The following is a 24,264-nucleotide window of genomic DNA, read 5'->3' on the forward strand; positions in this document are numbered from 1 at the left end:
GTTCATGGGAAAGCCACCCGTAGTGAGTTCGAACGATGCGGGCACATGACGGCAGGAATGTCCGAAATGGGCATTGCGGCGTGTGGTCACCCTGGTGCCCGGAGGGACCCGGGAGTCGGGATTTGCCCGCTGTGCCGCCCGGGCACGGTGCCAAGGCGCCAGAGGGCTGGCGCACTCCATGACCTGCCGGACTCTTGTGCGGGTGTTCGAGGGTAAACCTGGAAACGACAGTTGAAGACTTGCCTAAGGAACCGTGCAGAGCGATTGGGGATGATCGGCCTGAGTGATTCTCCAGCGGTTCACCCTGGGGGGTGAGGTGAGCGTGGGGCGGGTTCCGGCGGGGCTGCCTGCGGGGCCGGTGGTGGTGGATACGCAGAGGCGGCGGTTCCAGGTGAAGTGGGATTCGCAGGCGCCGGTGACCCCGTTGGGTCAGTTGGTGTGAGTTGAAGAACCCGTGGGGGTGAGCGGATTCATGACCCGGGATCTGTTGCGCTGCCAGGTGGCGGCCCGGACCGTGGCCCTGGTGTGCAACTGGTGGAGCCTGTTCATGGCCTGCGCGCAACCGGACCGGGGCCGGGAGGCCATCACCAGCCGGCCCTTGCTGCTGTGTGCGGTGGGGAGGGTCGTGGAGTCCGGCCGCCGGGTGACCATCCGGCTGACCAGCACCCATGCCGTTGCGGCCCAGGCGCAGCGACTCTTGAGCGGACTGAGCCTGTTCTTAAGCGGGCTGAAGAATGCTGCGGAGCCGTTGACCCCCCAAGCGTGCTGGGAACGCATCTGGAAGCGGATTTTGGCCCCTTGGCTGCGGCCGCAGGCCTTGCTCGGCGCCCCGAGCGGATGACTCAGCGCCCCGGAGCCTCCTCACACCGATTCATCCCACCGCCAAGCCGCTCCGATCATCGCCGGCTACGGCGCAGCCTGCTCTCAACTGCGGTTTCCAAGGTGAATGGACAGCGCGGCGCCGGACCGGTTCACGACCTGGGCCGCGACAGCATGCCCAGGTCCCGAGGAATCCCTGACAACCTGCGCAAGGCGCCAACGCCGATGACGCGTCGCGGTGCCCTCCAACTGATACTCTCGCACCGGATCCGTAATCCGCTTTGAAAACATCCGGTCCGAAACGCTCCCGAGCCCCGGGACGCGACGCCGATCCTTCTCGTTCAGGAAAACCGAGGGACGATGGGCCCGCGGGGGGGCGCATCCCCCCCGGATCACGTGATCACGCCGGCGGCGCAGGCGGTGAGGTAACAGGCAAGGATGCCGGCGGCCATGGCCCGCATGCCCAGGCGCGCGAGGTCGCCGCGGCGCGTGGCGGCGAGGGCGCTGATGCCGCCGATCTGGATCGCGACGCTCCCGAGGTTGGCAAAGCCGCACAGGGCGTAGGTGGCCAGCAGATAGCTCCGCGCCTCAAGCTGCGGCCGGGCCTCGGTCAGGGAGAGGTACCCGATGAACTCATTCAGCACGATGCGTTCCCCGAGGATCTGTCCGATGGTCAGGGCGTCCCTGGGTGGCACGCCGATCAGCAGCGCGAACGGGGCGTTGAGGTAGCCGAGGACCTGCTGGAGCGGTCGGGTGGTTTCCCAGCCCACCCAGCCGGCAGCGCCGGCCAGCAGCGCATTGACGAGGGCCACCAGTGCCGTGATGGCCAGGAGCATGGCCAGTACGTTGATTGAAAGCTTCATGCCATCGCTGGCGCCCGTGCAGACCGCATCCATGGCGTTGATCGTCGTCCGCTCCGGGAGGTGCCGGGCGCCGGCGGCGGTTTCGGACACCTCCGTCTCCGGCAGCATCACCTTGGCCATGAGGATGGCTGCCGGGGCGCTCATCACCGAGGCGGTGAGGAGATGGCCGGCCGGCACGCGAAGGACGCCGGTGTACACGGCCAGCACGCCGCCGGCGATGGTCGCGAACCCGGAGGTCATCAGGCAAAACAGCTCGCTCCGGGTCATACGTTCCAGATAGGGCCGGATCACCAGGGGCGCCTCGGTCTGGCCCATGAAGATGTTGGCCGCCGCCGCGAGGGTTTCGCTGCCGCTGGTGCCCAGCACGCGCCGCATCAGCCACGCCATGGCCAGGACGACCCGCTGGAGGATCCCGAAGTGGTATAGCAGCGAGGACACCGTGCCGGTCAGGATGATGGTTCCAACAATGGTGATCGCGAGGACGACCGCGCGGTCGGCTCCGAAGACGGCGGCCATCGGCTCCGACTCGGCGAGCGGCCCGAAGACCAGCCGGGTGCCCTCATTGGCGAATCCGATGAACCGGTCCACGGCGCGCTGAAATCCGTGAAAGACCGCCTGGCCGGGCCCGGTGCGCAGGATCAGCAATCCAAAGGTGAACTGGAGGAACAATGCCCAGCCCGCGATCCTCCAGGGGAACCGGTCGCGCCGGGACGAAACCGCCCAGGCGGTCGCCAGGATGGCGGCAATTCCCACCGCGCTGACAATCCGGAGGCTCACCGGCGAGGAGGGTAGAGAGCCGAAGTGGAATTGGAAGGATTGCCCGGATTCCGTGCCCGGAATCCACGGTCGCGAACGCCCCCGGTTCCCGGTATTCTGGTCCCATGGCAGAACGGACGATTCTGGGCATCGCAATCCCGTTGACCGGGGCGTTGTCCATGGCGGTGGCGGCAGACCAGGCGCAGTTCGGGCAGGCGTGGTCGCGCAACATGGTATCCGCGGAGCGCGGGCTGCCTTCCCATTTTGATCCCGCTTCGGGGAGCCAGATCCGCTGGACGGCCGCGCTCGGCAGCGAGTCGCACGGAACCCCGGTGATTGCGGGCGGTCGCGTGTACGTGGGCACCAACAATGGCGAGCCGAGGGATTCCCGGCGTCAGGGCGACCGGGGGGTGTTGTTCTGCCTCAACGAGCACGACGGCCGGCTCCTGTGGCAGTTGGTGGTGCCCAAGCGCGAAGAGGACCCCTACTTCGACTGGCCGAAGTCGGGGATCTCCTCCACGCCAACCGTGGAAGGCGACCGGGTTTACCTGGTGGACAACCGCGGCGTGGTGTTGTGCCTGGATGCGGCGGGCCTCGCCAACGGCAACGAGGGTCCGTTCGTCGGGGAGGCAGCCTACTTCACCCCCGGCAGCACCAACGCCGCTGCGGCGGATGTTCCTCTCGGACCGCTCGACGCCGACATCATCTGGGCACTCGATCTCACCCGCGAGTTGGGCATCTGGTCCCACGACGCGGCGCACAGCTCAATCCTCATCCACGGAGACCACCTTTATCTCAACAGCGGCACCGGAGTGGACAACACCCACAAGGTGATCCGGACGCCGGACGCTCCCAGCCTGGTGGTCTTGGACAAGGCGACCGGTCGCGTGCTGGCGACCGACGGCCTGGGGATTGCCCCCCGCATTTTCCACTGCACCTGGTCTGCGCCGTCCCTGGGGCGCGTGGGGGATCGCGACCTCGTCTTCTTCGCCGGGGGCGATGGCATCGTGTACGCCTTCGAGCCGCTGCCGGCCGGGTTTCGACCCGATGCCACCGCGTCGAGGCCGGCCGTCCTGAAGAAGGTCTGGGAATTCGACTTTGATCCGGCGGCTCCCAAGACCGACATCCACCGGTACAACGGCAACCGTGCGGTCAGCCCGAGCAACATTTACGGCATGCCGGTGCTTCACGAAGGACGGCTGTACGTGGTCGGCGGTGGTGACTGGTTCTGGGGCAAACATGAGGCCTGGTTGAAGTGCCTCAACCCCGCGGGGTCCGGGGACATCACCGCCTCGAACCTCCTGTGGACCTATCCGGTCAACCGGCACTCGATGTCCACGCCGGCGGTCCACGACGGGCTGGCGTTTGTGGCGGATTCCATGCGGGTGCTGCACTGCGTGGACATCACCACGGGATCATCGCTGTGGACCCAGGAGCTCGGCGGTGAGGTCTGGGCGTCGGCGCTGGTGGCGGATGGCAAGGTGTACCTCGGGACGCGGCGCGGGGACTTCTGGATCTTCGAGGCCTCGCGGGAGCGGCGTGTGCTGGGGCAGGTATCCCTGGGGGCACCGATCAGCGCCACTGCGGTGGCGGCCAACGGCGTCTTGTATGTCACCGCCATGGACCGGTTGTATGCCGTCGGTTCAACGGCCGCCCCGCCGCGGTGACCGGGATCAGGACATCGGAGCCCGCTCGCGATGCCAGGAGGTGCTTTGCTCGTAGGCGTGCGCAATGCGGAAGAGGGTCTCCTCGTCGAAAGGACGGCCCAGGATCTGGAGACCGACCGGGAGACGCGGGGCGTCCGCGGTCGCCGCCGTGAAGCCGCAGGGCACGCTGATGCCGCAGTTGCCCGCCAGATTGCAGGAGATCGTGAAAATGTCGCTCAGGTACATCTGGAGGGGATCCGAGGTCTTTTCCCCCGCCTTGAACGCCGCGGTCGGGGTGGTTGGCGTGACGATGGCGTCCACCTGCTCGAACGCCTTGAGGAAATCGTTCCGGATCAGCGTGCGCACCTTCTGGGCGCGCAGATAGAAGGCGTCATAGTATCCGGAGCTCAGCACATAGGTCCCCAGGATGACGCGGCGCTTCACTTCGGCCCCAAAGCCCGCGCCGCGCGTCCGGGAGTTCAGTTCCTCCGGGTCGCGGCCGTCCACGCGCAGTCCGTACCGGATGCCGTCGAACCGCGCGAGATTCGCGGACGCCTCCGCGGGCGCGATGATGTAATAGGTGGCCGCCGCGTATTCGCTGTGGGGCAGGGAGACCTCGACGGACGTGGCCCCGAGGCTTTCCAGTTGGCGAACCGCGGCGCGGACGGCGGCATCCACTTCCGGATCCACGCCGCCGATCTGGAACTCCTTCACCAACCCGATGCGCAGGCCCTTGAGGTCGCGGCCGATGGACCGTGACAGGTCAGGAACCGGCCGCGGGACACTCGTCGAATCCCTCGGATCGTGGCCGGCGATCGCCTGGAGCAGGCGGGCGGCGTCGCCAACCGTCCGGGCGAACGGGCCGATCTGGTCGAGGGAGCTGGCGAAGGCGACCAGCCCGTAGCGCGAGACGAGGCCGTAGGTCGGCTTGACGCCGACCACGCCACAAAAGGCGGCCGGCTGGCGGATGGAGCCGCCGGTGTCGGAACCGAGGCTCCCAAAGCATTCATGGGCGGCGACCGCGGCGGCGCATCCTCCGGACGATCCGCCCGGGATTCGTTTTGGATCCCAGGGGTTGGCAGTGGTCCAGAAGGCCGAATTCTCAGTGGAACTGCCCATGGCAAACTCGTCCATGTTCAGACGCCCAAACACCACGGCACCGGCTTCCTTGAGCCGGGCCACCACGGTGGCGTCGTAGGGGGCGACGAAACCCTGGAGGATCTTGGAACTGCAGGAGCAGGGCTGTCCCTGGTGGCAGAGCACATCCTTGAGGGCCACGGGAACCCCGAGCAGTGGTTTTGCGGGAGCGGGTGGGGCGGCGTCCAGCTCGCGGTCGGCGGCATCGGCCTGGGCTTCGGCATTGGCGACATCGTAGCTCAGGAAGGCCCGCAGGGTGCCGTCCACCTGGGCGATCTGGTCGAAGCAGGCCTGCAGGGCCTCGCGGGCGGAGCATTCGCGCCGGGTGAGCGCCTCGGTGAGCCCTGCAATGGTGAGGTGTCGGAACATGAAAACGAACGGCGGACCTTCAGCGAATCGGGCGTCCGGAGAAAGGGGAAAGCCGTGGCAACCCGGTGGCCCCATGGCAACGGGGTTCAGGCATTGGCAACCCGGCGGGGCCCTCCGCGCCGATTGGCCCGGTCTGCCGGACTCCGGACCGGCAGCGTGCCTCACGTTGGTCTTGGGGGCATCCGGATCCTGTGCCAGACTGCTCCCCGTGGATCCCATGGAGCGACACCGGGAACTGGCCGCAAAGCATCCCGACAATGAACTCGCGAGGTTCAGCCTCGGCAGGGCGCTGTTGGATCGGGGGGACCACGCCGGGGCGCGCGGGCACCTGGCCGCGGCGCTGGAGCGCCGGCCGGACTGGATGGCGGTACAGATCCTGATCGGCCGCTGCGACCTGGAGCTCGGCAATCTTGCCGCGGCGCGCGCGGCGTTCGAGCGGGCGCGCGAACTCGCCATTCTGCAACATCATGACGGGCCCCTTGCCGAGGTGGAGGCCCTGCTGGCCGATCTCCCCGCCACCGCACCCACCACCTCGTGAGCTCCAATGCAATGCCCGCCGCCCGCCGCCGCCACGCCGGTCCTGCCGGTCGCTCGAGCAACGGATTTACGTTGATCGAGCTGCTGGTCGTCATTGCCATCATCGCGATTCTCGCGGGCATGCTGCTGCCGGCGCTTTCCCGGGCCAAACAGAAGGCCACCGGGGCTTCCTGCCTGAACAACACCCGCCAGCTCATCACCGCGTCCCTGGTCTACGCGGCCGACTTTCAGGACTCCCTGCCGCCCAATGGGGAAGGGGACGCCACTGTCAACCTGACGAACCCGCCGCCCAACTTCGTCCCACGCCTCTGGGTGGAGGGGCGCGAGGGCAGCAACTTGCTCGAGGGTTCCGCCAACGGGTTGATCAACGAGCGGGTGTCCCTCATCGCCCCCTACCTTCGTGCCAAGGGGAGTTTCAAGTGCCCGGGCGACACCTACACCCACACCATCAACGGTCGGAAGCAGCGCAATCCGCGCAGCTACAGCATGAACGCCTTCGTGGCGTGGACGGGCAACCCCTACAACAGCCAGGGAGAGCGCCGCACCTGGGTGGTTCCGATGAAATCTGGCGAGGTCCTTCAACCTTCTGAGACGTTCATTTTTGGTGAGATCCATCCCCAGAGCATCTGCCGTCCGTTCTTTGGGGTGAACATGTCCGGGAGCGGTGGCGTGTATCATGTTCCCGGAAACTATCACGGGCGGATCTCCAATTTTTCCTTTGCGGACGGCCACTCCGAGGCGCATCGCTGGGCCGACAGCCGCTTCAACAATCCGCCGTTCCGTGGCGATTATCATCAGGCACATGGTGGTGTTCCGGGCACGACCGGCCGTGCAGACACCCAATGGTTGCGCGAGCGCACGACGCGGCGCCGGTAGGGTGGGAGCACGGATGAAGCCTCTCAAGGATTGCCGCCTGTACGCCTTTGTGGATACCGCCTGGCTCGACGGCCGTTCGCCAGTCGAGGTGGCCCGGCAGCTCGCCGGCGGCGGCGCGGACCTGATCCAATTGCGGGCGAAGGATCTCGATCCGGATGCGGTCCGGCCTCTGGCGGAAGGCATCCTGCGTGTCACCCGCGAGGCCGGGGTGCGGCTGGTCATCAACGATCATGTGGCACTGGCCCGGGATGTGGGGGCGGATGGTGTCCATCTGGGACAGGAGGATTTCTTTGATGCCGGACATACCCGGGTTGAGGCGCTGCGGCCTCCCGGCGCTTGGATGGAGTTCGGTCTGAGCAGCCATGCGCCCGATCAGGCGGGGCGCGCGGTGGAGGCGGGGGCCGATTATGTCGCTGTGGGTCCCGTCCACGCCACACCCACCAAGCCGGGCCGCCCGCCGGCAACACTGGACTACGTGCGATGGGCGGCGGCCCACCTCGCGATTCCATGGTTCGCCATCGGGGGCATCACCCTGGACAACCTCGACGCGGTGCTGTCCGCGGGCGCCTCCCGTGTCTGCGTGGTGTCGGCAATCCTGAAGCATCCCGACCCGGCCGCCGCATGTCGGGAGTTCCGGCGGCGGATGGGTGCGATCTGACCGGGAGCTGGATTTGTGACTCGCCTTCGCGCCGCGGCCGGGATTCGATCCGGAGCATGGAATTTCCGGTGGATGGACCCGGGGCCCGGCGGCCCCCGCCGGGTGATTTGCGGGCGTTCACCCTCATCGAACTGTTGGTCGTCATCGCCATCATCGCGATTCTGGCCGGAATGCTCCTGCCGGCCCTGGGGAAGGCGAAGGCCAAGGCGCAGGGGACCAAGTGCATCAGCAACCTGCGACAACTCGGGCTGGCGACGGCGACCTACATCATGGACACCGGGGTGTATCCCGTGGGGATTGATGGGGCGGACGGCAACACATGGATCTGGCCTGCGCTGCTCCGCAAATCCATGTACGGCGGGAAGAACACGGCGGTCTTTCACTGCCCGGCGGCACCGCCGAAATCCCAGTGGATCGCGAAGTTCGGGAGCGGGCTGCCCGCGAGGCTCGGGTATCTCGACGACGAGGTGCGCCTCAAGCCCGGCGGCACCTTCTTCATGAGCTACGGCTACAACGTCTGGGGTGCCTTCGCCGGGCAGAACCCCAACACGGGTCTGGGCGTTTACATGGGAGACCCGGTTTGGGGCGAGACCCGGGAGTCGGCGGTCGTGAATCCCTCAGGGATGATTTCCTACGGCGACAGCAACTGGGATCTGAAAAAGAAGGGGGATCGGGACTGGAGTGGATTCATCGGCATGTACGACGAGCGGCAGTGGCCTCTCGAGGTTCATGCCGGCCGCGCCTCCATCGCCTTTTGTGACGGCCATGTGGAAGCCAAACGGCGGCTCGACCTGATCGGTCAACTGCACCGGGATCCCGCAAAACGCCAACAGGTCGCGCGTCTCTGGAACCGGGACAACGAACCGCACTTTCGATGAGCCCCCCGGGCCCATTTGATCAGGCCCGGCCGTCGCCGGGGCGGCCTCCCCGGAGGAGCTTCCGGTAGGTGGCCATGGCCAGGAGCGGCCAGGCGTTCCGGTACATGTCGTACTTCAGGTAGAAGACCTGGGGGAAGCCGGTGCCGGTGATCTCATCCTCAGTCCATGAGCCATCGGGGTTCTGGGTCCGGATCAGGTACTCAATGCCCCGGCGGAGCCACGGATCCTCGAGGTCACCAAAGGCGCAGAGTCCCATGACGGCCCAGGCGGTTTGCGACGCGGTGCTCGGACCGGTGCCCTTGAAGATGGGATCGTCATAGGTGTTGCATCGCTCGCCCCAGCCCCCGTCGGGTTGCTGCACGCTGCGCAGCCAGTCCCGTGCCTTCAGCAGCCATGGTTCGCCCATGTCGAGTCCCAGCGCCTGAACGCCCCGCAGCACCTGCCAGGTGCCATAGATGTAATTGACGCCCCAACGGCCGAACCACGAACCATCGGTTTCCTGGGTCTTGCGCAGGAATCGCAGGGCATCCTGCACCTGGGGATGGGATACCGGGTAGCCCTCGTACCCCAGCAGTTCGAGGATGCGTGCCGTGATGTCGGCGCACTCCGGGTCGAGCATCGCGTTGTGGTCTGCGAAGGGCACCTTCTCAAGAATGCTGTTGGTGCAGTCCTTGTCGAAGGCCGCCCAGCCGCCATCGCGGCACTGGAACGTCAGCATCCAACGGATGGCCCGTTGAAGGCAGGCGTCGCGCCGCGCCCGGTCGTCCCCGGGGATCTGTCGCAGCGCCAGCAGCACCATGGCCGTGTCATCCACGTCGGGGTTCCACTGGTTCGCAAACTCGAACACCCAGCCCGAGGGCTCAACGTCCGCCGGGTTCTTGTGGATCCAGTCGCCTCGAAACCGGATCTCCTTGTCCAGGAGCCAACCGCACGACTTTCGCAGCTTCGGATGGTCGTGGGGCACCCCCGACTCGCGCAGGCACATGGCAACAATGGCGGAATCCCACACCGGGGACAGACAGGGCTCGATGCGGAGGGTGTCCGCCTCCAGATGCATGAGCTTGAGCAGCTCGCCGTGGGTCCGGATCACCAGCGGGTGGTCATCGGGGTAGCCCAGCGCGATCAGCGCGATCAGCGAGTTCAGGATGGCGGGGAAGATGGCGGCCAGGCCATCGCTGCCCTCGAAGCGCGCGATCATCCAGGCCTCGGCACGCCGGAGGGCGCGGCGCCGGAACGGATGCAGCCGTTTTCGCGCGAACCATTCCGCCAGCTTGTGCAGGCGGTCGAGCCACAGGAAGGCATTGCGCAGCGTGAAATCGAAGTACCGCGGACGCAGGGATTCGTTGAGTTCCCATTTCCCGTTGGGATACAGCTCGTCGAGGTGGACGCCGTTGCCCAGCGGCCGGGTGGGACGGAAGTGATTGATGATGGCCAGGGGGATGAGCATCGCCCGGGACCAGTTGCTCATGTCCCAGAAGTTCACATGGAACCATTTGCCGATCAGGAGGACTTCGCACGGGACCGTGGGGACATGGTTCCACTCCACCAGCCCGAGCAGGGCCAGGTAGAGCTTGGAAAAGGTGTTCATCCGCGGGACACCGCCAAGGGCGAAGGCGCATTCGCGGGCCTTCAACATCCTGGGGTCCGTGGCCGGGACGCCCGCCAGTTTGAGGGCGAGGTACGCCTTGACGGTGGCGTTCACCTCGGCGGGGCCGTGCGGGTAAATGTTCCAGCCACCATCGGCAAGCTGCCGTTCGAACATGTGGTGAACCGCCTTGCGCTCCCAGTCGCGGTCCACCTTCCCCCACCAATGATAAAACGCGACCATGTCCGCCACGAGGGTCACGTCCACCAGGAGTTCTCCCACCCAATACCCTTCCGGACGTTGTTCCGAGAGGAGATAGGACTGGGATCGGGTGATCGCTTCGTCGAGGGGCCGGAAACCGGAAGGTGGGGCGGTTCCCGTCCGCGGGTCCGCATTGGGGGCAACGGTCAAAACCGTGGAAGCCGACATGCCGGGCTAGCATGGGAGCCGACCCCGGACTGTAAAGGTCTTGTTTCGACTCCGAAACAGCGCGGATCGAGTCCGGGCAGGGCTGGCACCCTGTATTCCGGCCTGCCGTGGAATCAGCCCTCAAGGATCGCCACCGCCCCCGCAACGACAGGCGTATGGGTCAGACTGAGGTGCAGTCGGACGGCCTGACGCCGGTTCCAAAGGAGGCGCCCCCCGCCGTGGAGCTGCACCGAGGGCTGGCCGGTTTCCATCCGGCCGATCTCGATGTCGTGCCACGCCAGGTCCCGTCCGATACCGGTGCCAAAGGCCTTGCCAACGGCCTCCTTGGCGGCGAACCGGGCCGCAATGTGTGGACCCGGCCGCGCCTGGGCCTGGCAATAGGCGGCCTCCGGGGGACGCAGAATCCGGTGGATGAAGCGCGGTCCGAATCGCTCGATCATCTGCTCAATACGGGCGATCTCCACAAGGTCCATGCCCGTTCCGAGGATCATCGCGTCCCGGGATCCCGGTGTTTGCCCGGGTAGGCGGCCATGGCCTGCAGCATTTCGCCGACGGCTGCAGAAAAGCCGACGAACAGGGCTCTGCTGACGAGGGTGTGGCCGACGTTCAATTCCTCCAGGTGCGGCACTGCCGCCAGCGCCGGCACATTGCCGACGGTCAGCCCGTGGCCGGCATTGACGCCCAGCCCAAGGGTGTGCGCCCGTCCGGACGCGATCGCCAGGCGCTCCAGTTCGGCGAAGCGGGTCGCTGGATCGGTGTACACCCCGGCGTAGCGCCCGGTGTGCAGCTCGATGTAGCGGGCACCCACCTCGCGGGCGGCGTCCACCTGGGAGGCGTCCGGGGTGATGAACAGGCTGACCGGGATTCCGGCTTCGCCGAGCCTTCGGCAGGTGATCTTCAACGCTTCGCGTGCGGCCACAACATCCAGTCCGCCCTCCGTGGTGACTTCCTCGCGGCGTTCCGGCACCAGGCAGACGATGTCCGGGCGCACCTCAATGGCGAGGTGCACCATCTCCGGCGTGTTGGCCATTTCGAAGTTCAGACGGGTCCGGACCGCCGCCCGCAGGCGATGGATGTCGCGGTCCACGATGTGGCGGCGATCCTCGCGCAGGTGGGCGGTGATCCCGTGGCATCCCGCCGCCTCGCATTGGATTGCGGCCAGCACCGGATCCGGTTCCGCCCGGGACGTTTCGGCCTCTCCGCGATATCGGGCCTGCCGCAGCGTGGCGACGTGGTCAATGTTGACCCCCAGCTTGAGCATGAGATCAGGGCTTCGGGCGGGCCGCGGGGCGGTTGGTGGCGGCGGCGGAGGGCCGGTGACGCATGGGCGGCTTGGGATCAATCCAGTGCGCGAGCGCGGCCAGTTCGAATCCGGAAAGGCCCATGGGCGACTTGCGGGCGAGGGAGAGTTCCCCCGGGCCGATGACGAGGGCCTCCGTGACGGATTCCCCCATCCGGGGTGCCGCCGCCAGCAGCCACTGCGTAGCGGGGCTGTCCACCACCGCCTGACGCCCTTCGAACAGGTCCACCAACTGGTTGCCCAGATGCCAGTGATGGGCGGCCGCGCCGGTGAATTCCCAGTCGTAGTACACCAGGTTCGAGCGGTTCATCTGGACCAGCATCTCCGGGGCAAGTTCGTTGGTCGCATTGCGGGCTGGCATGAACCCGAACGTCAGGTAGCCCCGTCCCCCATCGGACTGGGCCTCAAACGTGGGCACGACGGGCAGATTGCCATTCAGAATCAGGCGGGCCGCCTTGGGATCGTGCTGGACCTCACCGCGGAACCGGGTGTCCCCGCCGGTGGCGAACAGCGGGGCGAGCCGCCGTTGAATATCGCTGACGGCGGCCCCCGGATCCTCGATGCGTGCGGCGAAATAGGTGTGCCCCCACTGCGGCCGGCCGGGCTGCCCCCAGACGAACAGTTCCGAGGGCACGACCTTCCCCGTCCAGGACTGCAGCCATGGAAGGTTCTCGATCAGGGAGGGAACCGCGCGGACCGCGGTGAACATCACGAGGGGCTCCCGGATTCCGCGGGGGATCTCCCATGCGGGGAGCGCCGCCGGAAGTGGCTTCGGCAGGGTGGCCTTGCCGGCCCACCGGGCAGCGCCGTCGCGGCAGGTCATGGAGGCCTGAAGCCCCAGGCGCCCCGGGTAGCGGACATCGAACCGGGCCACCGCATCCGGATCGCCGGGGACCTCCTGCAGCAGCGTCCATGCGGCCGCGGGCGGCAGGAACGTTGCATCGGAGACGGCAATCAACCAATCGGCCTGCCGCAGCGTGGCGGGCGCGGCATCGCCGCCGCCCCTCGCGGCGTGCATGGCGCGCACCCAGGCGGTCCAGGCGGCCTCCCAGGCCGGTGTCTGGGTGCCGAGACCCCGGATGGCGACGGCGAATTCGAGGCCGCCTTGCGGACGGGTCCGAATGGCACCGCGGCTCTCCTGCACCAGCAGGTCAGGAATCAAGGCAATGCCTGAGCCCAGGTCCGCGGGTGTGGCCGGTCGGCCACGGGTGCCGACGTGCCACCAAGCCTCCGCGAGCCGCTGGGACAGCGGCCCCACGACGGCGGCGGACTGCGGAAGGGAGAGACTTTCTGCGAGAACTGGAGCATTGGTCTGTGCCTTCAATGCGGCGCCCCCGGCGAAGTGCCATGAAAGCTCCGAGGGCGCCTCCGGGCGACTGCATCCGGTGGCGGCCAATAGGATCCCTGCGAACGTGACGAGGCCGTATTTCCGCATAACGAGTGCGGACTTCCTCGCACGTCCGAGACCGTTAGGCAACCACGGGCCATTGCCCGGCGTCCGCCGAAGCGGTCTACTGGGGGACCGCGACGGAATTCCCGGGGCGGGACTGCCGGCTTGTGGACTTGAATGCGGACCTGGGCGAAGGAGAGCCCCTGGCGAGGACCAGGGCCCTGATGCGTCTGATCACCTCGGCAAACATCGCCTGCGCAGGCCATGCAGGATCCGTCCGTTCCATGGAGGCGTGCGTCCGGTTGGCGCGTGAACACTCGGTGCGCATTGGGGCGCATCCGGGAATCTCCGGCGAATTCGGACGACTGCCGGTGACGCTCACGACGGATGCCTTTTGCTCGCTGGTGCTCCAGCAGGTCGCGGCTCTCGACACCATTGCCCGCCAATCGGGGACCGGGGTGGTGCACGTCAAACTCCACGGGGCCCTGTATCACGCCGCGGAACGCGAGAACCGGCTGGCGACCGCGCTGGCCGCCGTGGTCGGTCGCTGGTTTCCCGGAGTTCGCATCATCGGGCTTGCCGGCGGCAGGGTGGTGGCCGCAGCGCGGGCGGCAGGCGTCCCCGCCTGGGCCGAAGGGTTTCTCGATCGGGGCTACCGTGCCGAGGGTACGTTGGTGCCGCGCGGGACGCCGGGCGCTGTGGTTTCGGAACCCGCGCTGATTGAAGTCCGGCTGCGGAATCTCCGGGAGGGGTGTGGGATTCCGACCGTGGACGGGCGGCGCATTGAGGTGCAGGCGGAGACCTGGTGCGTGCACGCGGATTCCCCCGGAGCCGTGCGTATCGCCCGAATGGCGGCGCAGGAATGGTTTCCCCGGGCGCCTGCCGGCGAACGGGTCAGCGCCCGAGCACCATCCGGAAGCCGACGACCACCATCAAGACGCCGAAGGCGCGCTTGAGCATCATTGGGGACAGGGTCCCCGCGAACCGCGCCCCCAGGTATCCGCCGATGATGGCCGTCCCGGCGATCCACAGGGCGATCCGCCAGTCCACATTCCCGTTGCGATGATGTTCGCCGACGCCGACGAGCGCTGTCGGAATGATCACCGCGAGCGAGGTGCCAATCGCGGTCTTGATGGGGATGCCGGCGATCAGGTTCATGGCGGGAATCATGATGATGCCGCCGCCCACCCCGAGCAGTCCCGAGGTCAGGCCTCCGAAGAGGCCGATCAACAACAGGGGCAGGGCCGCCGCCAGTGTCGCCGGAAGTCCGTTGAGCATCGCGCGAACGTGCCGGGGATCGCCCGGATTGGCGAGCTTCAGGCGCGCCGTGCGTCGCCACACCCGGATGCGGCCCCGGCGCGGACGGGGGGCGCATCGGGGGACGCAGCGTGGGATCGGGACTGCGGGCATCGTTCAGGCCGGGTCTGCCTGCGGTTGCCGCACGGACCCCTGTTGCCCGAAAGGTCGGACACGTGCGCCGAGACCCAATGTCCGGTTCGCCGTTGACGGCGTAACTCTGAGCGGCATTCAATTCGCCCCAGCAACATTGATGAAGCCGTTCCTGACCCTCGTCGCACTCGCCCTCGGCCTCGCTGGTCTCGCATTGGGCGCCCGAGCCGCCGACCGGAAGCCCAATGTCCTGGTAATTTGGGGGGACGACATCGGGCAGTTCAACATCAGTGCCTACAACCGGGGCATGATGGGATACCGGACGCCGAATATTGACCGGATCGCCAGCGAAGGCGCGTTGTTCACGGACTGGTACGGGCAGCAGAGCTGCACTGCCGGGCGCGCGGCCTTCATCACCGGACAGTCGCCGATCCGGACCGGGCTGACCAAGGTGGGCCTGCCCGGTGCGCCGGAAGGCATGAAGAAGGAGGATCCCACGATCGCCACGCTGCTCCGGGCCCAGGGATACATGACCGGGCAGTTTGGCAAGAATCACCTTGGCGATACCGACGACACCCTGCCAACCGCACACGGATTCGATGAGTTCTTCGGCAACCTGTATCACCTGAACGCCGAAGAGGAGCCGGAGAATCCCGACTACCCCAGGGGCGCGGAATTCAAGAAGAAGTTTGGACCGCGCGGAGTCATCCACAGCTTTGCCGATGGCCGGATCACCGACACCGGCCCGCTGACCCGCAAGCGCATGGAAACCATTGACGAGGAAGTCAATGCGAGGGCGTTGGATTTCATGGAGCGCGCGAAGCAGGCGGACAAGCCCTTCTTCCTTTGGTGGAACTCCACCCGCATGCACATCTTCACGCACTTGAAGCAGGAATCCGACGGCAAGTCCGGACTGGGCGTGTACGCCGACGGGATGGTGGAGCATGACGGTCATGTCGGCCTGCTGCTGGACAAGCTCAAGGAGCTTGGCCTCGAGGCGAACACCCTCGTCATGTATTCCTCGGACAACGGTGCGGAGACGTTCACCTGGCCCGATGGGGGCACCACCATGTTCCGGGGTGAAAAAAACACCCAGTGGGAGGGGGGATACCGGGTGCCCACGCTCATCCGCTGGCCAGGCGTCATCCGGCCCGGGACGGTGATCAATGACGTTGCGGCACACGAGGACATGCTGCCGACGTTCCTGGCGGCCGCGGGTGATGCCACCGTGGTGGAGGATCTCAGGAAGGGGCGGACGATCGGAGGGCGGTCGTACAAGGTGCACCTCGATGGTTACGACCTGGGGCCGGCGCTCAAGGGCCAGGCGGACTGGCCTCGCAAGGAGTTCATTTACTGGACCGACGACGGCAGCGTCGCCGCCCTCCGTTACGGCAACTGGAAGGTGACGTTCCTGCGACAGGAAGCGCAGGGGATGAATGTCTGGCAGATGCCCTTCACTCCGTTGCGCGCACCGGCGCTCACGAATCTTCGGATGGATCCGTTTGAACGGGCCCAGGAGGAAAATGCCATGGGCTTCCAGCGCTGGTACCTGGAGCATATGTTCGCGATCGCCCCGGCCGGGGCCTATGTCGGTCAGTGGCTTCAGAGCTTCAGGGAGTTCCCGCCGCGTCAAAAGCCAGGCTCGTTCAACCTCGATCGGGTCATGGAGGCCGTGACCGCCGGGTCCAGGCAGTAGGCCCCCAGTACGTCACGCTGCGTCAACTTCCCACGGGGAACGTCCGCCCCGCCGGTCGCGGGGCGCGTAACGGGCCAGGGCGGCGTGACCCCGGGCCGGGTGGCTGAATTTGGCGACGGACCCGTGTGGTTCGCCGCGTTCACGTCTCCACCGTCCCGGCGGCGGCATCGGGTTCCTGAATGGACGGCGCGCCGGCCGCGTGTGACGCCGGCGCCACCAGCCGCCTCAAGTGCCGTACCAATCCCGCATCGAACCGGCGCTGCGCGTCACGGCGGGTCCGGAGTGAAATCGCGCTTTTGGTGGAGGGCGACTTCACCCTACCTTCCGGCGCTTCTGTGGAGACCTTGATTCCTTCCGAGGTGAGACCTCCGGCCCCGTGGTGGCAGGTGATTGCAGTCGGACGAAACCCGCGTCTGACGCTGATCCGTCTGGTGGTGCTGGTGGCGCTGACCCTGTGGACGTTCCGGTACGGGCTCGTGCCGGTGCGGGTGAGCGGGATCAGCATGGTGCCCGCGTTCCGCGATGGCGAACGCCGATGGATCAGTCCGGCGCTGACCCGCGTCCAGGGGCTTCAGCGTGGGGACGTGGTGGCCATCCAGACGAGCGGGCGGCACACGCTGTACCTGAAGCGGATTCTGGGACTTCCCGGGGAACGGGTGCGAATCGAGCGCGGCGTCGTGCGGATCAACGGTGAGCCGCTGTCGGAACCGTACCTTGCGCCCGGTCCCGCTGCGTGGACCTGGCCGACCAATGGAACGGATCGCGTGATCGGGCCGTCGGAATTCTTCGTCGTTGGGGACAACCGGAGCATGGCACAGGACGCCCACTACTTTGGCCTGGCGGACCGGAACCGGATTCTTGGGAAGGTGGTGCGATGAGGCGCTGGGGGCTGGCTGCCGTGCTGGTGCTGTTCCTTGCCGGATGGCATTGGCGGGAGCGTCTCTTCCCCGGCGAGGTGGTCCGCGTGCGCCGTGTCCTGGATGCCGTGGCGGCCGATGTGTCTTTTGAGCCGTCGGAGCAGGGCATCGCGGCCGGCCGGCGCATTTCCCGGCTGGTGGATCACTTCTCGGCCGAGGCCCACATCGAGGTCGAAATTCTCGGGGTGGGAACCTTCAACCTCAACGGTCGGGGCGAGATCCAGCAGGCCATGTGGGTGGCCCGTCGCGAGGCGCGACGACTGGAGGTCCGGTTTCTGGACATCGTCGTGGAACTCGGTCCTGATGGACGCACCTCGGTGGCGCATCTCACCGCGACCGCGGAAATCACCGGCAACCGCCGACGTCAGGAGGGGTTCGAGGCCATGGAATTCCGGTTCTTCCTGGAGCAGGTGGACGGCGCCTGGAAAGTGCGGCAGGTGGAGACCATCCAGACCCTGAAGCAATAGCCCTGAAGCAGCCGGAGCCCGGGAGAGGTGGAGGAGGCGGGTGGGAACGTTGGGACGATGACAACGGCGGTCCTCAGCCTCCTCCCGTTCCCCATCCGCCTATGGTGCACTCAGGGGGCGGCGGGTGATGGCTGGGGCAGTGTGACCCGACCCACGAGCCGCCCCCAGGAGATCAGACCGGCAATCAGGGTGATCCCGGCACAGAACACGTAGGGCCAGGCCGGATGGCGATCGAGGAGCAGTCCGGCCAGCAGGGGACCGAGGATCCGCGCGAGGCTGCCCGCGCTTTGCACCACTCCCAGGGTGCCGCCCCGTTCGTTCTCCGGAGACAGGTTGGAAACCAGACCGAAAAGAGGCGGTCGGGTCAGTCCCGAGCCGACCGCGATCAGCGCCACCAGCAGCAGCAGGGCCCACCAACCGGCGCCGTTCGCGGAGAACAAGGTCGCCAGCGAAAGCGTCCCCTGCCCCCGCACCCACGGCAGGGGGGCGAGGCCGACGGCAAAGACCACGAGGCTCAACGCAATCAGCCGGGGTTCCCCAAGGCGTTTGACCAGGCGGCCGATCGGGCCCGCCTGTACCACAGCGCCGATCAGCCCGGCGAAGCAGAACAGGATGGCGTTGGTGTTGTGGGACGCGTGCTCGCTGAGCTGAAAATTTCGGGCCACCAGGATGCCCAGTGTGGTCTCAAAGCAGGTGAAGCCGAACGTGGCAAGGAAGAAGATCATGACCAGAAATCCCACCCAGGGGAGTTCCAGGACGTGGCGGACCTGGGCAAGGCGGGGGCGGCGGGGTCCGGACGGGCCGCCGGGTTGCCGGCTTTCCGGGAGGCGGGCCCAGGCGAGCAGGCAGTTGACGCCGCAGATCGCGGAGGCCGCCAGCCCGGGCCCCGGTTTGCCAAGAGTGTTCAACGCCAGCACCGCGAGGGCCGGTCCGAGGATGAATCCAAGCCCGAACGCCATGCCGATCAATCCCATCCGTCGCGACCGATCGGCCGGAGGGGTGATATCCGCAATGTACGCCTGCGCAACCGTCAGGTTGGCGCCAAAGATCCCCGCCAGCATCCGCGACCCGAACAGGCCCCAAAGGGCCGCTGCGCCGGCGCCGGTGGAAGCCCAGGCGAAGAGCGCATAGCTCAGCGTGGAGCCGAGGGTGCTGATCACGATGACGGGACGGCGTCCGACGCGGTCCGACCATGCCCCCCACACCGGCGAAAAAAGGAACTGCATTGCCGAGTAGCTGGCCATCAGGGCGCCGATGGTGAGACCGGAGGCACCGAAGCTTTCGCCGTAGGTCGGCAGCAACGGAAGCACGATGCCGAACCCGATCAGGTCCACAAAGACCGTCAGGAACAGGATGCCAAGCGGGCGGTTCGCCATGCGCGTTGGAACCGGGGGGGGCTGCCGATCGCGGCGACCGAAGTGCGGTGGTCGCGACGGCATTCAGGCGTCGGCGCCTGCCGTGACTTCGATCTCCACCGCAGCGCCCCGGGGCAGGGCCGCGACCTGCACCGTCGAGCGGGCGGGATGGGGGGCGGGAAAGTACGCGGCGTACACCTCGTTCATGCCCTGGAACTCGGCCAGGTTGGTCATGAACACCGTCGTCTTCACCACCTGCGCAAATCCCAGCCCCTGACTGTCGAGGATCCGCTTCACGTTTTCGAGGACGAGCCGCGTCTGGTCCCGGATGTCGCCCGTGATCGGACCGCCTGGATGTGCCGGGTCTATGGGCACCTGGCCGGAGCAGAAGAGCAGGTTGCCGAGGCGTATGGCGTGGGTGTAGGGCCCAAGTGCTGGAGCGGCGCCGGAGGGATGAACGGGAATCTTGGCCACGTGCGGTACAGCGTAGTTTTGAAGGACAACAGGGCGGCGATCATGCCTCGCCGGACGGATTCGGGCCATGACTTTCAGGGCGACGGCGGCTGGTGGCGCACGCCGCCACCACCAGGCAGCCGATGGGAATTGCCAACGCCGCAGGCCCTGCCGCGCGGAAGGCCCAGCCCGCGCCGACAGCCCCGGAAAAATAGGCGAGCCAGGCGAGTCCGTGGAGCCTTGGAGGGCTCCCGACACTGCCGCCGCCGGTCCGGCCGGAGACCAATCCGTGTGCAAAGGACTCCAGCACGCCGGTCACGTAGGTGGGTGGCCCAACCTTGCGCGACAACACGGCGGCGCTCTGGATGCCCATGGCGGCGGCGACGCCGGTGATGATCGTGTTGCCAATCGCGGCGGTGGGCTCCGGTCCCGCTCGAAGCCAGAGGACGAGCATGCCGGAGAGGATTGTGGCTTCAAGGAACAGGGTGAAGGAGGGCGGGAGCCCGGGTCGCCCGGCCAGCCACCAGCCCAGCACGGCCCCGGACACAAAGCCGGCCAACGAAAGCGCCGCGCTCCATCCCGCCGCCAGATCTCCACGCGCGACCGCCACGGCCAGGAGGATGGTATTCCCGGTCTGTGCCGCAGTCAGGACCCGGAATCCCATGATGACGATGGCGTCCACGGCGCCACCGGCGACCGCGGGCAGGAATTGTCCCTGTGGCAACCGGGCCATCATCCGCTCCGAGGAGAAGGGCTTGACCGGCGTTCCGCGAGCCAATTCCCGGGAGTCGTGCCCATTGTTGGCAGCTGAATGCGGGAGGGCAGTGCCGATGCCACCCCGCAGGAACCAGCCACGGACAGACGGCCGTACGACGGAGAGTCGTCGGTATGATGGCGAAACAACCGGGGGGGGCGATCGTCCGGTTTTGCATTGCGCGCCGAACAGGATAGCCTCCGCCGATGGGCAATGCGGCATGGGAAACTGAATTGCGGGCGGTTTACGACCGGGGCGTGGAGGCATGGAAGATGGGGCGGCGCAGTCCGGGATCCATGGTCACCGCGTCCGACGCCGCGTTTCTGTCGGAAATCGGTTGCTCGCCCCAGGAGTTGTTTGATTTCGTGGACGACTCATTGACGTATGGTGAACCGGATTTTGACACGGTGCTGGCCATCCAGTCGCTGCGCCGGGACCATTTGCTCGGGGTGACCGGGGGGGCGGCGGTCTCCCGGGTGACCTCCATGGAATCCCTGCCGTCAAAGTCGGCGACCTTGGGGGGTATCGCGTGGCTGCCCAGGATTATTGCCAAGGCGCGGCTGAAGCTGCGTGGGGAACTGCCGGCAGACCTGATGTTTGGTTGTGGTGGGGACCGGGAATTTGTTCGGAGCATGGGGATGTCCCTGCCCCAGTTCCTGAAGCTCGTCCGGGACCTTGACCCCGACGAAACGGCGATCCTTCAGGCGGTCCAGGAGACCCGCGGAGCGGCATCGCGTTGACCGGATTGCCGCCGCGTTCCGAGGTCACCCTTGGGCCGTCGTTCGGGAGTCGTCCCGGCTCGTTCGTGGGCATGACGGCAGCGGCTTGTCAAAACGACGCGGGCGCGAGCGCCGAGACCGAACCAACGGCGATTCCGGGATGAGGATGTCTGTGGACGGTTGCATCCGGCAGGGCAGGCGAAATTCCTGCGGGGACCCGCGACGCCAGCGGCCATCGGTGGCGAGCCGTGTCAGGGCAGGGGAAATCCGCCGGCGACATCGCTGTCCACACGCAAATAGTCATAGATGAGCCAATAGGAGACTCCGGCGGCGGAGGGGCCTGTGCGGATCACTTCGATGGCGTTGGGTCCGGCCGCCGCGGACACTTCACTCGCGGGGAAGACGACCTCCACGGGTCCGGGCGCCGTAAGGGTCCGGCTCAGGATCGGGGTCACCTGGCCGGTGGGATTGATGTAGCGCACGAGGACGTGGTGCTCGCCGAAGGTCACGGGCGAACCGGGAGTGGAGGCCGCTCCGGAACAGATTTCGAACTGCAAGCGCAGCCTGGCCCCGGAAACCACGTGGGCTCCGGAGAGCACGAAAAGGACGCGGTTGGTCCGGTCGGCTCCGGAATGGGCCCGCTCCCAGGCAACGGGCGGCTCGTCGTTGGGGACGTTCAGCGGGGCGGTGAGCCCGTTGAAACCGGCGGGATAGGTCCCGGCAAAGTAGAAGTTATCGTCCGCACCGGGATTGTCCGAGGCGGAAAACTGGGGATCCCCTGGAAGCCGCGTGACCGCCCCGGGCCCGGGATCCGCCTTCTGGTTTTGTACTGAGAACTCGGCAAAGGCCGACCCCGGGTAGCCCGGTGCTGTCGGACCCTGCCGGGTGCCGACCATCCAGGTCGTTCTCAAGGCGGGAGATTCCCCGACAAACTCCCGCACCAGTTCCATGCCTTCGGCGTTGAGTTCAGAGGTCGCCAAAGGCGGCATATGGCGGTCGCCCATCTGGGAAATGCGGTGCCAGATCATGGACTGCGTCAGTTGATTGGGGGCGATCACCCGGGCCCCATTGATGCCGAGATCCTCCAGGACGGCCCCATTCACGATGCCCGCCTCATGGAAGGCCGTTTCCAGGCGCCCGTCCCACAGCCCGCGACCCACGCCGCCCGGCAGATGGCAGTAGGCGCAATTGACATCCAAATAGGACCTGAAGCGGTGCTCCAGCGATGACGTGAGGTCTCCCGGCGGTGCGAGGCGTGTCAACGTCTCCGGGTGGGAGTGTGGCGGTTGAAGGACACCGAGGTTCCCCAGCGCGGTGAGCTGATTGATCGGTGTGCCACCCACCAGGACGGAGCGGTTCAGTTGACGTGTACTGAACCCCAACACCTCACCTGCCGTGCCGTTGTGACAGACCATGCATTCGGCCCGTCCGGGATACCTCCAGTGCTGACCGCGGAAGACCCCGCCGTCTTGAATCAGGATCGTCTCGTCGGAACCGCCTTCGGGCACGAGGTCTGCATCGGTGCCATCCGGACGCCATCGGTAGGTGATGCCATAGGCGCCGCCTGCGGTTTTGACGAGGAAGCGGGTTTCCAGCCGCCGCCGTGTGGCTGGATTGCCGCGCACCAGATCCAGCTCGAAATGCTTGACCCACACCGTGCCTGCGGGGAAGGACCACCGGTCGGTGGCATCGCGCGTGATCACCGCACTGGGATCCTGCAGGAAGAACCAGCGGTACTTCACGGCGTGGTCGGACCAGAATGGGAGATTCACCTCGTAGGGCAGCATGCCCTCCCGGGCTTCGAGCGACCGCAAGTCCGCGAAGACGCCGGTGGCGCTCAGGGTCTGGGGCAGGGCGGGCCCGCCGCCCCCCTCGGTGCGCTGCAGGCGGGAGATCCGCCCGGTGGATCCGTTCCGTTCCACAACCAGAAGGTCGCCGGTGCCCGGATGTACGAAGAACGAAATGGGAGCGCCGGATGCCGTGAGGAGCCGTGTGACCCCGGGCCCGGACGGCTGTCCGGGATCAAGTGCCCAGATATGTCTCGTCCCATAGTCACCGAACACATACCGGCCGATCAGCTCCGGATGGCGCGTCCCGCGGTAGACCACGCCACCGATCACGCAAATTCCCTGAAAGTTGGGATCTCCGCCTGAGCGGCCATACTCGTAGAGCGGCGGCCGGTAGGTGACGCCTGGCGTTGGCGTCTTGAGCTGCACCGAGCCTTCGTAGCGATCCGAACCGTAGTTGCCTCCGCGCACCACCCGGTTGATTTCCTCGCGGGTCACATTTCCGATGTCCGTGGCGTACAGGTGTCCCGTGGCCGAATCGAAGCTGAATCGGAAGGGATTCCGCATGCCCACCGCCCAGAACTCAGTGCGCACGGCTGCCGGATTGACGGCGGATCCGGCAAAGGACGTCGTCCCAATAAACGGGTTGTCCGGAGGGATCCGGTATCCGCCCACCACGGCAGGATGCGGATTCGGCGCCAGACTTCCCGGACGTTGATCCACGTCCAGTCGCAAAATTCCGGAGAAGAAATCGCGGTCAATCCGCTGGACATTGGACCAGCCCGTGGACCAACCGCCGTCTCCGAGGGCCACGTACAGGTAGCCATCCGGCCCGAAGTGAAGGTCGCCCGCCTGATGGACGTCATTGGTGTCGTGCTGCGCGAACAACTCCTGCTCCGAGGCCGGCAGGGCGCGCCACGGATTCGTCGGATCGGTCTGGAAACGCACGACGGTGTTCTCCATGCGACCCCTGGCCTGATTGGTCGGCGTGTAGAAGACGAAGAACGTGCGGTTTGCCGCATAGTTGGGGTGAAACGCCAGGCCCGTCATGCCGCATTCCCCCGCGGTAAATGTCCGGGACCGGAGATCGAGGAATACCGTCAGGGTCGGGGAGGCCAGGTTGGTGATGGCGAAGATCCGTCCGGCCCGCTCGACGACAAAAAGCTCATTGGTCCGTCCCGGCGGCACCGCCAGGCATATGATCATCGGGAAATTCAGGTTGGGCATCGCGTTGACCAGCTGATAGCCTGCGGAGGATGCCGTGTAGGGCAGCCGGGGCGGGCTCGACACCAGGTACTGGGCCTCGACGACTCCCAGCGACGCAAAACCAAGAAGGGCCATTAGAAGCGCTCTCAACTTCATGGTGAGCAGCGTTTCCGGACGCCCACGCAATTTCAAGGAGCCTTCCAGTTCCTCCACCTCGGCCGACGGCCACTTCCTTGCGCCGGAACATCCGGATCCGACCCGGGTTCGGGCAAGGAATC

Annotated in this window: 23 protein-coding genes; 12 read left to right on the forward strand and 11 right to left on the reverse strand. The window is 66.7% G+C overall.

Annotated elements, in window-relative coordinates; translation table 11 throughout:
* The first annotated feature begins 283 nt into the window (after positions 1-283).
* The gene (locus tag KF791_04110; protein ID MBX3731761.1) at positions 284-442 is read left to right on the forward strand and encodes a hypothetical protein; all 159 of its coding nucleotides are present in this window, start codon (positions 284-286) and stop codon (positions 440-442) included.
* Between the two features lie 30 nt (positions 443-472).
* Positions 473-841, forward strand: a complete 369-nt coding sequence (locus tag KF791_04115; protein MBX3731762.1) for a hypothetical protein — start codon at positions 473-475, stop codon at positions 839-841.
* A gap of 370 nt (positions 842-1,211) precedes the next feature.
* Here KF791_04115 and KF791_04120 read toward each other — a convergent pair whose 3' ends face one another.
* Positions 1,212-2,459, reverse strand: coding sequence for a Na+ dependent nucleoside transporter domain protein (locus KF791_04120; GenBank protein MBX3731763.1), 1,248 nt, complete (start codon positions 2,457-2,459; stop codon positions 1,212-1,214).
* 104 nt (positions 2,460-2,563) lie between these two features.
* On the opposite strand from KF791_04120, the gene KF791_04125 reads away from it, so the two are divergent.
* Positions 2,564-4,105: a PQQ-binding-like beta-propeller repeat protein gene (locus tag KF791_04125; protein ID MBX3731764.1), complete on the forward strand. Its 1,542-nt coding sequence runs from the start codon at positions 2,564-2,566 to the stop codon at positions 4,103-4,105.
* Positions 4,106-4,111: 6 nt separating this feature from the next.
* Here KF791_04125 and gatA read toward each other — a convergent pair whose 3' ends face one another.
* Complete coding sequence (gene gatA, locus KF791_04130) at positions 4,112-5,590, reverse strand: Asp-tRNA(Asn)/Glu-tRNA(Gln) amidotransferase subunit GatA (GenBank protein ID MBX3731765.1); 1,479 nt, start codon at positions 5,588-5,590, stop codon at positions 4,112-4,114.
* A gap of 217 nt (positions 5,591-5,807) precedes the next feature.
* Between gatA and KF791_04135 the strand changes: the two genes are divergently transcribed.
* The 4 genes from KF791_04135 to KF791_04150 are packed head-to-tail and all read left to right on the forward strand — an operon-like array spanning position 5,808 to position 8,539.
* Entirely contained in the window at positions 5,808-6,128 is a 321-nt protein-coding gene (locus KF791_04135) for a tetratricopeptide repeat protein (protein ID MBX3731766.1), read from the forward strand.
* 11 nt (positions 6,129-6,139) lie between these two features.
* Positions 6,140-7,003, forward strand: a complete 864-nt coding sequence (locus tag KF791_04140; GenBank protein MBX3731767.1) for a type II secretion system protein — start codon at positions 6,140-6,142, stop codon at positions 7,001-7,003.
* A gap of 13 nt (positions 7,004-7,016) precedes the next feature.
* Complete coding sequence (thiE, locus tag KF791_04145) at positions 7,017-7,661, forward strand: thiamine phosphate synthase (GenBank protein ID MBX3731768.1); 645 nt, start codon at positions 7,017-7,019, stop codon at positions 7,659-7,661.
* A 56-nt stretch (positions 7,662-7,717) separates the two neighbouring features.
* Positions 7,718-8,539, forward strand: coding sequence for a prepilin-type N-terminal cleavage/methylation domain-containing protein (locus KF791_04150; GenBank protein MBX3731769.1), 822 nt, complete (start codon positions 7,718-7,720; stop codon positions 8,537-8,539).
* Positions 8,540-8,558: 19 nt separating this feature from the next.
* Here the strand turns inward: KF791_04150 and shc are convergent, their stop codons facing one another.
* The 4 genes from shc to KF791_04170 form a co-directional block, all read right to left on the reverse strand.
* Positions 8,559-10,553 carry a squalene--hopene cyclase gene (gene shc, locus KF791_04155; protein ID MBX3731770.1) on the reverse strand — a complete coding sequence of 665 codons (1,995 nt, stop codon included), beginning with the start codon at positions 10,551-10,553 and terminating at the stop codon, positions 8,559-8,561.
* Between the two features lie 113 nt (positions 10,554-10,666).
* The gene (gene acpS, locus KF791_04160) at positions 10,667-11,044 is read right to left on the reverse strand and encodes a holo-ACP synthase (protein ID MBX3731771.1); all 378 of its coding nucleotides are present in this window, start codon (positions 11,042-11,044) and stop codon (positions 10,667-10,669) included.
* Positions 11,041-11,814, reverse strand: coding sequence for a pyridoxine 5'-phosphate synthase (locus KF791_04165; GenBank protein MBX3731772.1), 774 nt, complete (start codon positions 11,812-11,814; stop codon positions 11,041-11,043). The genes acpS and KF791_04165 overlap by 4 nt, the downstream gene beginning before the upstream one ends.
* A 4-nt stretch (positions 11,815-11,818) precedes the next feature.
* On the reverse strand, positions 11,819-13,288 hold the full coding sequence (locus tag KF791_04170; protein ID MBX3731773.1) for a hypothetical protein: 1,470 nt from the start codon (positions 13,286-13,288) through the stop codon (positions 11,819-11,821).
* A 122-nt stretch (positions 13,289-13,410) separates the two neighbouring features.
* Between KF791_04170 and KF791_04175 the strand changes: the two genes are divergently transcribed.
* A complete protein-coding gene (locus tag KF791_04175; GenBank protein MBX3731774.1) occupies positions 13,411-14,199 on the forward strand; it encodes a LamB/YcsF family protein in 789 nt (262 codons plus the stop codon).
* Here the strand turns inward: KF791_04175 and KF791_04180 are convergent.
* Positions 14,138-14,653 (reverse strand): sulfite exporter TauE/SafE family protein, encoded by a 516-nt coding sequence (locus KF791_04180; GenBank protein MBX3731775.1) that lies wholly within the window; start codon positions 14,651-14,653, stop codon positions 14,138-14,140. The two genes, KF791_04175 and KF791_04180, sit on opposite strands and share 62 nt — an antisense overlap.
* Before the next feature lie 139 nt (positions 14,654-14,792).
* Here KF791_04180 and KF791_04185 point away from each other — a divergent pair, with 139 nt between their 5' ends.
* From KF791_04185 to KF791_04195, 3 genes are all read left to right on the forward strand, one after another.
* Positions 14,793-16,328 (forward strand): arylsulfatase, encoded by a 1,536-nt coding sequence (locus KF791_04185; GenBank protein ID MBX3731776.1) that lies wholly within the window; start codon positions 14,793-14,795, stop codon positions 16,326-16,328.
* Between the two features lie 359 nt (positions 16,329-16,687).
* Positions 16,688-17,206, forward strand: a complete 519-nt coding sequence (gene lepB, locus KF791_04190; protein MBX3731777.1) for a signal peptidase I — start codon at positions 16,688-16,690, stop codon at positions 17,204-17,206.
* Positions 17,203-17,712, forward strand: coding sequence for a hypothetical protein (locus KF791_04195; GenBank protein ID MBX3731778.1), 510 nt, complete (start codon positions 17,203-17,205; stop codon positions 17,710-17,712). Before lepB ends, KF791_04195 begins: the two co-directional genes overlap by 4 nt.
* Positions 17,713-17,822: 110 nt before the next feature.
* On the opposite strand, the gene KF791_04200 is transcribed toward KF791_04195, so the two are convergent.
* From KF791_04200 to KF791_04210, 3 genes are all read right to left on the reverse strand, one after another.
* Positions 17,823-19,088, reverse strand: a complete 1,266-nt coding sequence (locus tag KF791_04200; protein MBX3731779.1) for an MFS transporter — start codon at positions 19,086-19,088, stop codon at positions 17,823-17,825.
* A gap of 63 nt (positions 19,089-19,151) precedes the next feature.
* Positions 19,152-19,610 (reverse strand): Rid family detoxifying hydrolase, encoded by a 459-nt coding sequence (locus tag KF791_04205; protein ID MBX3731780.1) that lies wholly within the window; start codon positions 19,608-19,610, stop codon positions 19,152-19,154.
* Positions 19,582-20,298 (reverse strand): DUF1275 domain-containing protein, encoded by a 717-nt coding sequence (locus KF791_04210; GenBank protein ID MBX3731781.1) that lies wholly within the window; start codon positions 20,296-20,298, stop codon positions 19,582-19,584. The genes KF791_04205 and KF791_04210 overlap by 29 nt, the downstream gene beginning before the upstream one ends.
* Before the next feature lie 182 nt (positions 20,299-20,480).
* Here KF791_04210 and KF791_04215 point away from each other — a divergent pair, with 182 nt between their 5' ends.
* Positions 20,481-21,014 carry a DUF5069 domain-containing protein gene (locus tag KF791_04215; protein MBX3731782.1) on the forward strand — a complete coding sequence of 178 codons (534 nt, stop codon included), beginning with the start codon at positions 20,481-20,483 and terminating at the stop codon, positions 21,012-21,014.
* Positions 21,015-21,244: 230 nt separating this feature from the next.
* Here KF791_04215 and KF791_04220 read toward each other — a convergent pair whose 3' ends face one another.
* Positions 21,245-24,121 (reverse strand): PQQ-dependent sugar dehydrogenase, encoded by a 2,877-nt coding sequence (locus tag KF791_04220; protein ID MBX3731783.1) that lies wholly within the window; start codon positions 24,119-24,121, stop codon positions 21,245-21,247.
* Positions 24,122-24,264 lie beyond the last annotated feature (143 nt).

This window comes from Verrucomicrobiia bacterium (assembly GCA_019634635.1).
Lineage (GTDB): Bacteria > Verrucomicrobiota > Verrucomicrobiia > Limisphaerales > UBA9464 > UBA9464.